Source organism: Chryseobacterium sp. II3a, from assembly GCF_057815135.1.
This window is the reverse complement of sequence record NZ_JBYPZJ010000002.1, coordinates 152,476-166,212: the sequence shown is the minus strand read 5'-3', so window position 1 is coordinate 166,212 and position 13,737 is coordinate 152,476. Positions and strand designations below refer to the sequence as shown.

The window sequence follows — 13,737 nt, the reverse complement described above, 5'->3', positions numbered from 1 at the left end:
CGTTCTTGTGTATTCCAACAACAATAGCAACAAAGAAAAAGCCCTGCCGAAAACAACAGAGCTTAACAAGATTAAACTTTTATAAAGAACTAAATTTTCTGTTTTGATAAGGCAAAGAAGCCAAAGTCCTCTTTTCCAATACTGAATTGATGTTCTCCAGCTTTGGAAAAACCGTTTTTAGCATAGAACTGCAGTGCTCTTTCATTGGAATTCAGAACGGATAACCAGATATATTTCTGATCAGAATTTTCGAAAGAAGACATTAGTTCATCCATTAATGCTTTTCCTGCTTTTTTATCTAAAAATTCTTTAAGAACGTATATCTTCTGTAGTTGTGAAACAGCAGTAGAATCAATAAAGTCAGTAGGAGAATTCACTTTCAGTTTTGCATATCCAATTGGAAGCTCGTTCCAAAAGGCCATCCAGAATTTATTATTAGGATTTTGTATGCTGCTCCTGATTTTATCAACACTAAAGGTTCTTTCAAAATAATCAAACAAATCTTTTGGATCCCGGAAGTGTTCCGAGAAGGTTTCTGTGAAAGTTATTCTTCCTAGCAGGGCAATATGTTGAGCATCTTCTGCTGTAGCGGTTCTTATCTGGATCATGATATAGATTCTGAAGCCTTGTAATCAAAGTTCGTTATAATATGGCAATGATAACAGATACAGTTTTGTTAATTTTATAGGTAACAGATTCTTGTAAAGAGATAAGAACTCTCGCAGATTTTGCTGATTACGCAGATTTTTATCCACAATCATCTGTGGAAATCTGTGAATATAAACCCATAAGGTTTGAAGATTTTCTTCCATTAAACCAACCCATACTCAGTTTACAAGGGCACATAGGTTTTGCGTGAAATAAAATCATTCGTGAATTCATGGCCATTAATATCCAGCATCCAATAGTATTGCAGAAAAATCTTCGTACCTTAAAAACGTAATCTTAAAAGCTCTCTGTGGCTTTATGTATTCCAACAAGACAGGAAAACCATCAATGACATTCATCATAAATACAACAGAAAACAATTTTGAAGTAGTATATTTGTATCACAGAACTGAAGAGTTGAGGTTATTTATTTCCATATTTATCATTTTTACAGTTGCAATACGTCCCGTTTTGCCATTGGTAAACTATGCGGTAAACTATGATTATATTGTAAAAAACCTTTGTGAAAAAAGAGATATTCCTCAGGCTACCTGTAAAGGAAAGTGTTATGTGGAGAAAGAGCTGGCAAAAACAGAAAAACAGTCCAATACATCACAAACTGTAAAGATTGCCGGATTGGATGTTTTTATCTCTCATGAAATCTTTTCTTTTTCGAATAAAAAAGATCCTGAACCACTGGTAAAAGCTCCAGGTTTAGATTACTTTGATTCCCATTCTTCAGACTATTTTTCCAGAATTTTTCATCCGCCATTAGTTTAGGTTTATATTGAACTAATATTTTAGTTTTGTGTAAAGTGTATCTAATCAATTCATTAAAATTCAATAAAAGACTTAGCTATTAAGTTCTTAGAGGGTTTTTATTTTGAATACTATTGAAATATTCATTCTATGAGAAGCTCTTTAATGCTTTCAACTTATGAGTTAGTTGATTGTAATGTATTGTTTAGTTCCGTAAATTTTATTCCTTACTATTAATTTCAATTAATCATTAAAATGAAATCTTCAATTATTTTGACGGCTTTGCTGTCAATTACCTTATTTTCCTGTGCAAAAGAACCTCAGGTAAAACATAAAAGCAATATGACTTCTTCGGGTGAAAATATTAAGATACAAGTAGTGAATGAAGAGGACCCGATCTGTCATATGAAAACTGCAGAGTTTATAAAGGATACTGCTCTGTATAAAAATAAAACATACGGTTTCTGTAGTCCTTATTGCAAAGATGAATTCAAGAAAAACCCTGAAAAGTATGCCCAAAAATAAACAGAATAACAAGAGCAAGGTTCTTATCCCAATTGCTTTTATGGCTTTACTATTCCTTGGAATAGGAGTAGGAATGGGGTATTTTAAAAAGAATCTTTATACCGTGATGAAGGTTCCTGATTTTGAATTGACAGACCAAAACGGTAAAAAAATTACTAATAAAGATATGCTGGGAAAAGTGTATCTGGTAGAGTTTTTCTTCAGTAAATGTCCTACGATATGCCCGGTAATGAATACCAATATGAAAGCGATTCAAAACCAGATCAATAGTCCTGATTTCGGAATAATTTCCATTAGTATAGATCCTGAAAATGATACGCCGGAAGCTTTAAAGGAGCATGCACAAAGAATCGGAGCGAGATCTCCCAATTGGCATTTCCTGACTGGGGACAGAGCGTACATCGGTAAACTTGCTGATCATTTCAATATCTACGTTGGAGATAAGGAAGATGAGGCAGAAAGTCTTAATCATAGTGGTATGATTGCTCTTGTAGATGAAAAGGGAAATATCAGATGCCGATATAATAAAGATAATATGCCTATCCTTTATTATTCAGGATTAAACTATGAAGATCCGGAAGGAAAAACTCCGAAACTAACCGGAAAGTACCACCCGGACAGAGAGATTCTGATTGAGGACATTAAGAAATTATTAAATTAGGAGGGAAGACAGGAAGAGGGAAGCTGGAAGTACTTATAGTTTACTGTAATAATATCAGTTTTCTAAAAAGTAATAAGTGTAGAAAAAGAAAGGCTTTAATATTGGGACTTATATAACTTCCAGCTTCCAGCCTCAAACTTCCATCCTTCAAAAAAATATTGTTAAACCATATAACAAAACATTATGAAGATTATGAAAATAGCTGCTTTAGGAGCAGTATTTGCGGCTCAGTTTACACTGGCTCAGTTTAAGCAAACTCCTTTACCGTATGCCTATAATGCATTGGAAGGATCAATAGATGCACAAACTATGGAGATTCACTATTCAAAGCACGGAGCTGCTTATGCTTCCAATTTGAATAAGGCTATTGCCGGAACTCCACAGGAAAAAGAGACGTTGATTCAAATCCTTTCCGAAACTTCCAAATTAAGCCCTGCAGTAAGAAATAATGCCGGCGGGCATTACAATCACGAGCTTTTCTGGACGATCCTTACTCCGGAGAAAAATACTCAGCCTTCTGCGAAATTAGCCAAGGCAATTAACGAAACGTTCGGAAGCATGGATGCTTTTAAAGAAAAAATGAGTAAAGTGGGTGCAGACCGTTTTGGATCAGGATGGGCTTGGCTTTCTGTGGATAAAAACGGAAAACTTTTCGTTTCTTCTACCCCTAATCAGGATAATCCGTTGATGGATATTGTAGAAGAAAAAGGAACTCCTATTCTTGGAATAGATGTTTGGGAGCATGCTTATTACCTGAAATATCAGAATAAAAGAGCGGATTATCTTTCAGCAATCTGGAATGTCCTGAACTGGAAAGAAGTCAGCAAAAGATATGAGACTGCTTTAAGCAAAAAATAATTTATGAAATTTATTTACAGCATACTTTTTATAGGCTATATAGTGTTCAGACCTCTGATACCACTGGCTGAGTATGCTGTAAATTATAATTATATCGTTAACACCCTTTGTGTCAATAAAAGCAAGCCGGATCTTCATTGTAACGGAAAATGCTACCTGAGCAAAGAATTGGCAAAAGCCAGTAACGAGACAGAATCTACTCCTTTTAATAAAATAAAAAACTCAGGGCAGAAAATTCTTGATATCTATACACTGCCTGAGATTACTGAGGTTACCATCACTGGAAAAATTACATTTTTCACTTTCCAATTTATCTATGAAACAGTCTATTCTTTTCTGTTTCTGAATCCCATTTTCAAACCACCGGTTTTTTTAGCATTCTTCTATAGAAAATTAACCACAAAAGTTTATTTAAGATATCTCGAATATACTTAATGTAACTATTTCATAAAGAGTTATGACTTATCCACACTCTGTGGATAACTTTGAGACACGTTAAATATTCTAAAATCTTTGTGCCTTTTTGTGGTAAAAAAAATCTTGGATGTTTCAGCATTCAACGTATTTCTATTGCATTCTTTTAACTAAAAAATCAACAATGAAAATATATCAGATTTTCATAATGAGTCTTTTGTTGATGGCTGTTTCCTGCACCCTCGACAAAACTGATTATGAAAGCGAAATCAGCACAGTCGTTTCGGAACATTATGAGTTTAAAGAAGCAGCGGCTATCAATATAGATCAATATAAAATAAGCATAGAGACTTTAAACGGAACATTTTATCAGGGATATAATGAAATCAGAGTAAGAGTTATCAATACTCAAACCAACGAAAATATCAATGCTTCGAACCTTACTTTTTTACCCATCATGACAAAAGCTGATGGAAGTAAGACTTCATGCCCTTATCAATACGCTTTAGATTATAAGTCGGATGGTAAATATTATTCAGGGTATTCTGTATTTACTGATAAAAGTAATTCTACAGCGAGCTGGAAACTTTATATGAATTTCAAAGTGAATGAGGAAATGTATACGATCAATAAAGATATTACTGTGAATGAGCAGAGCAATAAAAACCTTAATATGACTTCGTTTACAGGAAATGATGGCGAACAATATTATATAGCACTTATTGCCCCTCAAAAACCTAAAGTGGCAGAAAATAAACTGGTCGCTGGAATTTATAAATACAATAAACCTGCTGCTTCATCCGGAAGTTTTCCTGATCCTTCACAGTTTTCATACTCGGAGGTAAAGGGATATACTTTGCAATTAGATCCAAGAATGCCGGAGCCATCCATGGGTAATCATTCTTCTCCCAATAATCAGAACTTAATCCAAGGAAATGACGGATTATATTACGGGATGGTCAACTATACTATGACAGGAAACTGGACTTTGAATTTTATCATGCTGAATCAAAATGGTAAGATCATTAAAGGAACTAAGGTCTCAACAGACTTTACCCCAGGTATTCCGGGAGCTAAAAGTGAACTTTTTATTGATATCTTATTCTAAAGTAATGAAGCAGTTCGGAATTATATTGGTCTTTTTAGGAGCGATAATCAATGCGCAACACCGAAAAGTAAAAAAAGATAGTATCGCTCATTTGGCTGAAGTAAAAGTAAAAAGTATTAAAAAGAAGGTTGAAACAGATATGAAAATGAGTGTTTCAGTAGATGAATTTCTTGCATCTTCTGATAAAATCAGTTTTATAAAACGTGGGGCCTACGCTTGGGAACCTTTACTTAACAACATGAGTACGGAAAGATCTGTCATTACTCTTGATGGGATGCGCATCTTTGGAGCATGTACTGATAAAATGGATCCGGTTACCTCCTATATGGAAAGCAATACTCTTTCAGGGATAGATATAAAATCAGGCCAGGAAGGAAGTTCACACGGAGCAACAATAGCAGGAAGTATTGACCTGAAAAGAAAAAGTACTCCTTTTGGTCTTGAAAAAAAATGGAATGGTGCCTATCAGACAGGTTTTGAATTCAATAATAAACAGTTTTTCAATCTTGGAAATATATCTTATTCAGGGAAAAAGCTTGTGGTAGATGGAAGCATTTCTTTCCGGAAAGCAGGTAATTATTACGATGGAAATGATGCTGAAGTGAATCACTCTCAATATAATAAATTCAATACCGGAATTGGAATCGCTTACAAAACAAGTTCCTTATCTTCAGTGAAAGTGGATGCAATCTTTGATATTGCGAAAAATGTTGGATTTCCTGCATTACCAATGGATTTATGGCTTTCCAGAGCCATGATTACCTCAGCATCCTACAAACAATTATTTCAAGAGGGGATAATTAAATCCTGGGATACAAAAATCTATTTCAATACGATTGAGCATTATATGGATGACACAAAGCGTCCTGAGAATCTGGTACACATGGATATGCCGGGATGGAGTACTACCTATGGGCTGGTTTCTTCAATGAATCTAACGAAAGAACGGTATACCTCAGACATAGAACTTAATGCCTACAACAATACATCCATTGCCGAAATGCGGATGTACCCGCAGGATCGGAAGAATAGGACTATGTTTGCTTATAGCTGGCCCTGGGTAACGACACGTTTTGTAAGTCTTTCGATGAATAATAAATGTGACCTATCGGACAAAAGCCGTTTGAACTTCGGAGGATCTTTAGGATTGAATTATAATGAGTCCAAATATGTCGAATTTAACTGGATTTTCCATCCCGGAGCATCACAGAAAAAGACAAGGGTTGTTCCCAGTCTGCATGCAGGATATCAATTTACCGATCATCATTTTAATTTTTCTGTAGGAACGGGTTACGGACACAGAGCTCCTTCCGTTTCAGAAGGGTATGGCTATTATATTTACAACAGTTTTGACCGCTATGACTATATAGGAAATCCGGACTTAAAAAACGAGATTTCTTATGAGACCAATGCCAGTGCAGGTTTTAAAAATGAAAAAATAAATATTGAAGCCAAAGTGAATTACTTCTATATTCAGAATTATATTATCGGAAGGATTTTAAGTCTTGGAAGTCCTATGAATTACCAATCGGTAGGAATAAAAGCTTATACTTCACTGGATCATGCTACACTTTTTAACATGTCCCTGAATGCCAATTACAGCATTATCACGGATTTACACTGGAAAGGAGTACTGACGTATGCAAGAGGTAGAGATGATAAAGGAAAAAATCTACCTTTCGTCCGCCCTTTAAGCTATCTGACCTCTTTACATTATACTCATAGGAATTTTGGAATTCAGACTTCTGTAAATGGAGATTTTATTCAGCTGAATTACAGTCCGGAATATGGTGAAGATCAGACACCGGCTTACACCATATGGAATCTTTCCATGGATTATACTTTCAAAATCAAAAAACTTAAGACCATTTTTCAGGTAGGAGCCGAAAACCTGTTAAACAAATATTACAGCACTTATGCAGACTGGGGAAATATCCCAAGAATGGGTCGTAATATTTATACGTCTTTAAAATTCAATTTTTAAAGATGACAGAAACTTTAATTAAAACAACAACTAAAATTTTTAAAATGCAAAACTTAAAACAATATCTACTATTATCAGCTTTTTCATTAGGTGTAATTTCTTGCCAAAACAGTGATGATAATCCTGTTGCCAATAATGTTACCCTTGAATTCAAGAATACATTTAAAAATGAAACGATTGTTCTCGGAGGTGCCACTTCAAGTACAGCTACTATCAATACCTCTGCAGAAGGACAAGTTCATCATTTTTCAGAATTGAAATATGTAATAAGTAATATTCGTCTGATAAAAGCAGATGGTAATGAAGTTCCTTATAAAGTTAATGACCTCGACCAGGGAGCCACTGTAATAGATCAATCAAAGCCGGAAACACTTCGTTATATTCTTAGTAATATCCCAGTGGGAGAATATAAAAGAATCAAATTCGGACTAGGAGTAAAAAAAGATCTGAATGTTTTGGATCAGGTGAAGTTTCCAAAGTTTTATGCTACCGCAGGTGCCAATGATACCCAAATGATGTGGGAATGGGGAGCTGGTTATCGTTTTACAAAAATCGAAGGTTTCTATGGAACGGATAACAAACAGATGTCTATTCACACAGGGAGTACAATAAAAGGATCAGACGGTAATTTTACCCAGGGAGTAGATGCGTATAGAGATGTTACTTTAGATCTTTCTCAACATGCCATTGTGGATAACAAAGCTCCTAAAATTATTATTAAAGCAGATTTTGATAAGCTGTTGACGGGCAAAATTAATACGATTGTATTGGTTACGGGAACAGGATCAGATGGCAATGCCACTCCGAATATTCATACTGCTAACCAAATGGTAAAATTTGTTGATAACCTCGGTGGTAACGGTTCAAGTGATATTTCCGGAATGTTTTCAGTGAGCAGTGTTGAAAATTAGACTCTACTCTGCTGCAATGAAAAAAGGATTAAATATTTTAGTGATTCTTATTCTGTTAATATCATGTAATAATGATCGTTATGAGCCTATTTCTGACGATAATCCACAGGTTTCACTCAATATTCCGTCTGGATTTCCGGAACTAAACAATTCGGTGAACTCTAATAGACCTACAAAATATGGGATAGAGTTGGGGAAAAAATTATTTAATGAGAAAAGGCTAAGTACAGATAATAGTATTTCCTGTTCCAGTTGTCATATTCAGGGAAATGCCTTTGCCGATAATAATGCACAGGGAATAGGAATTCAGAATAGAGTAGGATTACGAAATGTCCCAGCTATTCAGAACATGCTGTTTATGAAGTTTTATAATTGGGATGGTAATATCCTTCAATTGGAAAATCAACCCCTGGTTCCTATTATCACTCATGAAGAAATGGGTTCTTCTATTCTGGAGGTGATAGGGAAAATAAGGGATGATATGATGTATAAAGATCTGTTCCGAAAAGCATTTGGAGACGAAACGATTACTGCTGAAAGGATTTATAAAAGTATTGCTCAATATGAGTACACTCTGATTTCTGCCAATAGCAAATATGATAAGGTAAAAAGAAAAAAAGGAGAAGCTTTCACGGAAAACGAGGCGCTGGGATATCAGACTTTTCAACAGAAATGCGCAAGCTGTCATAGTACAGAATTGTTTACCGATCAAAGTTTCAGAAATATTGGATTTCCTGTAAACCCGGATACCAATGAAGCCGGAAGAGGAAGGGTTACCGGTATTCCGGAAGACTATATGAGTTTTCGGGTTCCTTCTTTACGGAATGTAGAATATACCGCACCTTATGGAAGCTATGGACAATTCCCAACACTAAGAGCAGTTCTTGATTATTTTGATAAAGGAGTTTTATCTGCAGATAACCTTGACCCTGTTTTTAAAAATAATGGAAACAGAATTCCACTTACAGAACAAGAAAAGACGAATCTTATCCTGTTTATGAAAACACTGAGCGATCGTGAATTTGTAGAAAAATAATCATTGGTAAAAACAGAAAAAACTCATTGCTTAAATCCCGTTACAACTTAACGGGATTTTTCACGTTTATGGATTGATAATCATTTTATTCTGCATGACATCATATCTGGTGATAATTTTATATCTTTGCCGGAATTTGGTGAGCCATAATAAGCTCTTAAAAGGGAATCCGGTGAAAATCCGGAACAGACCCGCTGCTGTAAGCTCCGCACCAAAGTTTTTGAAAAATACATCCACTGTTTTTAGAAATGGGAAGGATTTCAAAAATGGAGTAAGTCAGAAGACCTGCCAGAAATAATAAACGTTTGACGCTTTCGTGGAATAAAGCTTAGGACAACAATGATTCTGTGCAGTGGCAGCTGTGCTTTGTCGTTGCTTTCTTATATCCATTTGCGTCATCATGATCCATGAATGAGCTAATGGGAGTAAAACTAAATACATTTCAATTCCATACAATTGTTTTCACGGTATTCGTGTTAACCTCTCAAATTCTACTTTCCCAAACCAGGAAAAAAGATAGTATTAAAGGAGAAACAATAAAGACTGTCAATATTTACAAAAAAAACTTTAAAGAAATCCTTCCGGCCCAGACTTTACAAGGTGAAGAGCTTGAAAGGCTAAGCAGCCATTCTGTTGCCGACGCATTACGATATTTTTCCGGTGTTCAGATTAAAGATTATGGAGGCATGGGTGGTTTGAAGACCGTCAATATCCGGAGTATGGGAAGCCAGCATGTAGGCGTTTTCTATGACGGAATTCAATTGGGAAATGCCCAAAACGGACAGGTGGACCTGGGAAGATATTCTTTGGATGATCTGGAAGAAATTTCTTTGTACAATGGTCAGAAAAGTGAGATCTTCCAACCTGCCAAAGACTTCGGATCATCAGGATCAATCTATTTACAGCCTAAAACACCAGTATTCACAGGAAATAGGAAAACCAATCTTACCATAAGAGCCAAAAGTGCTTCCATTGATTTATTCAACCCTTCTTTCCGTTTAGAACAGAAGATATCAAAACGGATAGCAACGAGCTTCAGTGCAGAATTTCTCCAGAGTGATGGTCTTTATAAATTTCGTTATGGAAGAAAATATCCCAATGGAACCACTGCTTCTGATACCATTTCCAAAAGATATGATTCCGATATTAAAGCAAAACGTTTTGAAACTTCTGTGAATGGAACTTTGAATAACGGAAGCTGGAATATCCGTGGTTATGGGTATATTTCAAACCGTGGTATTCCGGCACCTATCGTGAAGAACCGTTTTAAAGCAAGAGGGGCAAGAATGCTTGATGAGAATTATTTTGTACAGGCAAATTTCAGGAAAAAGCTTTTTCCTAAATTTGAAACTCAACTAAAGGCAAAGTTTGCTTACGACTATACTTATTTTAATGATACGGTAAGGTCTCAGTCTGGGATGCCAGCGAAGAATACTTATATTCAACGCGAGGTCTATGTTTCCTCTTCCAATCTATATTCAATTACTCCTAATTGGGATGTCAGTTTGAACGGAGATTTTCAATACAATACCCTTGATGCTGATTTGTATAATTTCTCTTATCCTACCCGTTATACAACCCTGGTTGCATTGGCTACTACCTATCAGTGGAACAGATTTAAATTCTTAGGAAGCCTATTAGGGACATTTACTTCAGAAAAGGTAAAAATGAATTTCAAACCTGATGACAGAAGAGAATGGACACCTGCTTTCTTCATGAGCTATCAGCCCGCTTCAATACCTGAACTTACCCTAAGAGCTTTCTATAAAAATATCTTTAGACTACCCACCTTTAATGACCTGTATTATACCAGTGTTGGTAATACTTTTCTTAAACCGGAATTTACCCACCAGTATGATGTAGGTTTTACGTATCAGAAAAAATACGATACATCTTTATTCAAAGGACTTTATATAAAAGTAGATGGGTATTATAACAAAGTGACAGATAAGATTGTGGCCATCCCAACAACCAATATGTTCCGCTGGATGATGCTCAATCTTGGAAAGGTTGAAATTATTGGAGCAGACGTAAATGTTCAAACGGAATTAATGCTTGGAAAGGTGAAACTTAGACCATTATTGGCTTATACCTACCAGAGTGCTAAAGATAAAACCATTACTAAAGGATTTAAAGAAACCTATTATGGGGAACAAATTCCTTATACACCAAGGCACAGCGGATCTTTTACCCTGATGGCAGATTATAAAGACTGGAGCTTTAATTACAGTACAATCTATGTGGGAGAAAGATATGACGGACAGCAGGATAATATCCGCTATAACTATATTCAGCCCTGGTATACCCACGATCTTTCTGTCCAGAGAAAACTAAACCTTGCCGGGCATCCTTTTAAAATAAACCTTGAAATGAACAACGTTTTTAACCAATATTATGACGTTGTACTGAATTATCCAATGCCGGGAAGAAATTTCAGACTCACTTTAAACTTTACACTATGAAAAAGCTAAACCTGTATTTTTTATTTTCTATATTCATCCTTCTTACTTCCTGCCGTACAGATGATACCATCATTCCTATGGAAGTAGTGGAAGGGCTTAACCCTGTTGAAAAAACAACCATCAAAGGATTCTATGTACTGAATGAAGGAAATATGGGAAGTAATAAATGTACCCTTGATTTCTTTGATTATACCAAAGGAACCTATTTCAGGAATATCTACTCCGAAATCAATCCCAATGTTTTAAAAGAGCTGGGAGATGTAGGAAACGATATCAAGATCTACGGAAGCAAAATGTACATTGTAGTGAATGTTTCCAACACCATCGAAGTCCTTGAAGCGAAAACAGCTAAGCATATTAAATCCATTTATTTGCAGAACTGTAGATATTTAACATTTAAGGATGGAAATGCTTATGCCAGCAGCTACGCCGGCCCTGTAGATATCAATCCATTGGCTCCCAAAGGAAAAGTAGTGGAAATAGACACTTTATCCCTGTCTATCAAAAGAGATGTCACTGTAGGATATCAGCCTGAAGAAATGGAAGTTGTAGGGAACCAGCTATTTGTAGCCAATTCCGGAGGATACATGGTTCCGAATTACGACAAAACCGTTTCAGTGATTGATCTGAACACTTTTACAGAAAAGAAAAAAATTGATGTAGCGATCAACCTTCATCGCCTTAAAAAAGACAATTATGGAGATCTGTATGTAACCTCAAGAGGCGATTATTACAATGTTCCTTCCAATTTATATCTGATAGATGCAGCAACAGGAAACATTAAAAAAGATTTTCATATTGCAGTGAGCGAAATGACTATCGTGAATGATAAACTGTATTACTATGGAAATGAATTCAACTATAATACTCATTCCTACGTAAAAACATATGGAATTATAGATGTAAAGACAGAGCAGATAATTTCCAACAAAATTATTGATAAGGAATATGAAGACCTCATTAAAACCCCATACGGAATTGCTGTAAATCCTATTACAGAAGATATTTATATTACAGATGTCCGGAACTATGTATCCATGGGATTTGTGTACTGCTTTGATAAAAACGGACATTTTAAATGGAAAACTGAAGGCGGAAATATCCCTGCCCACTTCGCTTTTTTATACAACTAAACAAAACTGATAGACATGAATAAAAAAACAATTAAGTACGTAACAACTGGGCTTTTATCCTTTTTTTTAGCGGGTATAGTAGCTTCTTGTCAAAATGATGATGAGGTAGCAGCAGCGGTTCCTACAGATCCGGAAGTAATTCCCCCTTCATTTAAATTAGATACCGCTTATACTATTGAACGTTTCAGAGTATTGAGCATTCCTACCAATATTTCCGGAAAAGTTACCTGGAGCATTAAAGATTCCATCATTTCCGAAAATGCTGAACTGGAATTTATCAGTACAAAGGCTGCTACTTATCCTTTGACATTAAAGGTGGGAGCTAATAAAGTATTTCAATCCAAAATTGTGGTGACCAAAGAAGCAGGAACGCTGAGCAAATATATCTCCAAAGTATTTGATTTCCGCCCCGCAGTTGGACAGTTTACGAATGATATTCCTGAATATGACCTTGGAAATAGCGAGACAGATATGATTAAGAAAGCCAATAGTTATCTGGTAGGCTCCAATCCTTCAATGGTGAGCCTCGGTGGATATGGTGGTTATGTAGTATTTGGTTTCGATCATACCATTCCGAATATGGACGGAAGAGATTTTAAAGTGCTGGGAAACGCATTCTTCGGGAACTCTGCGAGTGATCCCCGTTCAGGAAATTGTGAGCCGGGAATTATCATGGTGGCTTATGACAAGAATAAAAACGGAAAACCGGATGATAATGAATGGTATGAAATTGCAGGAAGTGAATACTTTAAAAATGAAACCCTGAAGAATTACGGGATTACTTACTTCAAACCGGATGAAAATAAAACACCTGTACCTGGAAATGACAGCTGGCAAACCGATGTAGAGTACATCAAATGGCAGGATAATATTGGAAATACAGGATTTAAAACAAAAATGGTTTTCCATGCACAAAGCTATTACCCGTTATGGCTGTCAGATGCTTCCTATGGTTTTACAGGAACCCGACTTAAAAACAACTATTACGATCAGAGTGGAACAGGGAACTACTGGGTAGGGAAGTCTTATGATTTCGGGTATGCAGATAATGCTCCCAATAATGACGAAGCTTCCAATATTGATATTTCCTGGGCGGTTGACAAGAACGGAAAATATGTAAAACTTCCGGGAATTGATTTTGTAAAAGTATATACAGGAGTAAATCAGGAAGCTGGCTGGCTGGGTGAAGTTTCTACAGAAGTAGCCGGAGCTTACGACTTACATTTAAAGAAATAACA

General features: G+C 35.9%; 13 protein-coding genes and 1 riboswitch. Of the genes, 12 read left to right on the top strand and 1 reads right to left on the bottom strand.

The genetic code is table 11. From position 1 onward, the window contains the following. Window positions 1-89 precede the first annotated feature (89 nt). Window positions 90-608 carry a GNAT family N-acetyltransferase gene (locus AC3HD6_RS05610; RefSeq protein WP_488895454.1) on the bottom strand — a complete coding sequence of 173 codons (519 nt, stop codon included), beginning with the start codon at window positions 606-608 and terminating at the stop codon, window positions 90-92. A 358-nt stretch (window positions 609-966) separates the two neighbouring features. Here AC3HD6_RS05610 and AC3HD6_RS05605 point away from each other — a divergent pair, with 358 nt between their 5' ends. The 12 genes from AC3HD6_RS05605 (at window position 967) to AC3HD6_RS05550 (ending at window position 13,735) form a co-directional block, all read left to right on the top strand. Continuing rightward, a complete protein-coding gene (locus AC3HD6_RS05605; RefSeq protein ID WP_488895453.1) occupies window positions 967-1,428 on the top strand; it encodes a hypothetical protein in 462 nt (153 codons plus the stop codon). 234 nt (window positions 1,429-1,662) lie between these two features. Next, on the top strand, window positions 1,663-1,932 hold the full coding sequence (locus tag AC3HD6_RS05600) for a YHS domain-containing protein (RefSeq protein WP_488895452.1): 270 nt from the start codon (window positions 1,663-1,665) through the stop codon (window positions 1,930-1,932). Then, a complete protein-coding gene (locus tag AC3HD6_RS05595; RefSeq protein WP_488895451.1) occupies window positions 1,919-2,593 on the top strand; it encodes an SCO family protein in 675 nt (224 codons plus the stop codon). Before AC3HD6_RS05600 ends, AC3HD6_RS05595 begins: the two co-directional genes overlap by 14 nt. A 183-nt stretch (window positions 2,594-2,776) precedes the next feature. Continuing rightward, window positions 2,777-3,451, top strand: coding sequence for a superoxide dismutase (locus tag AC3HD6_RS05590; RefSeq protein WP_488895450.1), 675 nt, complete (start codon window positions 2,777-2,779; stop codon window positions 3,449-3,451). A 3-nt stretch (window positions 3,452-3,454) separates the two neighbouring features. Further along, window positions 3,455-3,886 carry a hypothetical protein gene (locus tag AC3HD6_RS05585; RefSeq protein WP_488895449.1) on the top strand — a complete coding sequence of 144 codons (432 nt, stop codon included), beginning with the start codon at window positions 3,455-3,457 and terminating at the stop codon, window positions 3,884-3,886. 163 nt (window positions 3,887-4,049) lie between these two features. Next, entirely contained in the window at window positions 4,050-4,973 is a 924-nt protein-coding gene (locus tag AC3HD6_RS05580) for a hypothetical protein (RefSeq protein WP_488895448.1), read from the top strand. 4 nt (window positions 4,974-4,977) lie between these two features. Continuing rightward, complete coding sequence (locus tag AC3HD6_RS05575; protein WP_488895939.1) at window positions 4,978-6,957, top strand: TonB-dependent receptor plug domain-containing protein; 1,980 nt, start codon at window positions 4,978-4,980, stop codon at window positions 6,955-6,957. Window positions 6,958-7,001: 44 nt separating this feature from the next. Beyond that, entirely contained in the window at window positions 7,002-7,868 is an 867-nt protein-coding gene (locus AC3HD6_RS05570) for an MbnP family protein (RefSeq protein ID WP_488895447.1), read from the top strand. 16 nt (window positions 7,869-7,884) lie between these two features. Next, on the top strand, window positions 7,885-8,904 hold the full coding sequence (locus AC3HD6_RS05565) for a cytochrome-c peroxidase (RefSeq protein WP_488895446.1): 1,020 nt from the start codon (window positions 7,885-7,887) through the stop codon (window positions 8,902-8,904). A gap of 120 nt (window positions 8,905-9,024) precedes the next feature. Further along, window positions 9,025-9,211: riboswitch (cobalamin riboswitch) on the top strand. A gap of 100 nt (window positions 9,212-9,311) precedes the next feature. Beyond that, the gene (locus AC3HD6_RS05560; RefSeq protein WP_488895445.1) at window positions 9,312-11,366 is read left to right on the top strand and encodes a TonB-dependent receptor plug domain-containing protein; all 2,055 of its coding nucleotides are present in this window, start codon (window positions 9,312-9,314) and stop codon (window positions 11,364-11,366) included. Then, on the top strand, window positions 11,363-12,499 hold the full coding sequence (locus AC3HD6_RS05555; RefSeq protein WP_488895444.1) for a YncE family protein: 1,137 nt from the start codon (window positions 11,363-11,365) through the stop codon (window positions 12,497-12,499). The genes AC3HD6_RS05560 and AC3HD6_RS05555 overlap by 4 nt, the downstream gene beginning before the upstream one ends. 15 nt (window positions 12,500-12,514) lie before the next feature. Continuing rightward, window positions 12,515-13,735, top strand: coding sequence for a cell surface protein (locus AC3HD6_RS05550; protein ID WP_488895443.1), 1,221 nt, complete (start codon window positions 12,515-12,517; stop codon window positions 13,733-13,735). The last annotated feature ends 2 nt before the right edge of the window (window positions 13,736-13,737 follow it).

Coding starts and splice junctions, on each gene's coding strand:
- AC3HD6_RS05610 (WP_488895454.1), bottom strand. CDS start 608: ATGATCCAGATAAGAACCGCTACAGCAGAAGATGCTCAACATATTGCC.
- AC3HD6_RS05605 (WP_488895453.1), top strand. CDS start 967: ATGTATTCCAACAAGACAGGAAAACCATCAATGACATTCATCATAAAT.
- AC3HD6_RS05600 (WP_488895452.1), top strand. CDS start 1,663: ATGAAATCTTCAATTATTTTGACGGCTTTGCTGTCAATTACCTTATTT.
- AC3HD6_RS05595 (WP_488895451.1), top strand. CDS start 1,919: ATGCCCAAAAATAAACAGAATAACAAGAGCAAGGTTCTTATCCCAATT.
- AC3HD6_RS05590 (WP_488895450.1), top strand. CDS start 2,777: ATGAAGATTATGAAAATAGCTGCTTTAGGAGCAGTATTTGCGGCTCAG.
- AC3HD6_RS05585 (WP_488895449.1), top strand. CDS start 3,455: ATGAAATTTATTTACAGCATACTTTTTATAGGCTATATAGTGTTCAGA.
- AC3HD6_RS05580 (WP_488895448.1), top strand. CDS start 4,050: ATGAAAATATATCAGATTTTCATAATGAGTCTTTTGTTGATGGCTGTT.
- AC3HD6_RS05575 (WP_488895939.1), top strand. CDS start 4,978: ATGAAGCAGTTCGGAATTATATTGGTCTTTTTAGGAGCGATAATCAAT.
- AC3HD6_RS05570 (WP_488895447.1), top strand. CDS start 7,002: ATGCAAAACTTAAAACAATATCTACTATTATCAGCTTTTTCATTAGGT.
- AC3HD6_RS05565 (WP_488895446.1), top strand. CDS start 7,885: ATGAAAAAAGGATTAAATATTTTAGTGATTCTTATTCTGTTAATATCA.
- AC3HD6_RS05560 (WP_488895445.1), top strand. CDS start 9,312: ATGAATGAGCTAATGGGAGTAAAACTAAATACATTTCAATTCCATACA.
- AC3HD6_RS05555 (WP_488895444.1), top strand. CDS start 11,363: ATGAAAAAGCTAAACCTGTATTTTTTATTTTCTATATTCATCCTTCTT.
- AC3HD6_RS05550 (WP_488895443.1), top strand. CDS start 12,515: ATGAATAAAAAAACAATTAAGTACGTAACAACTGGGCTTTTATCCTTT.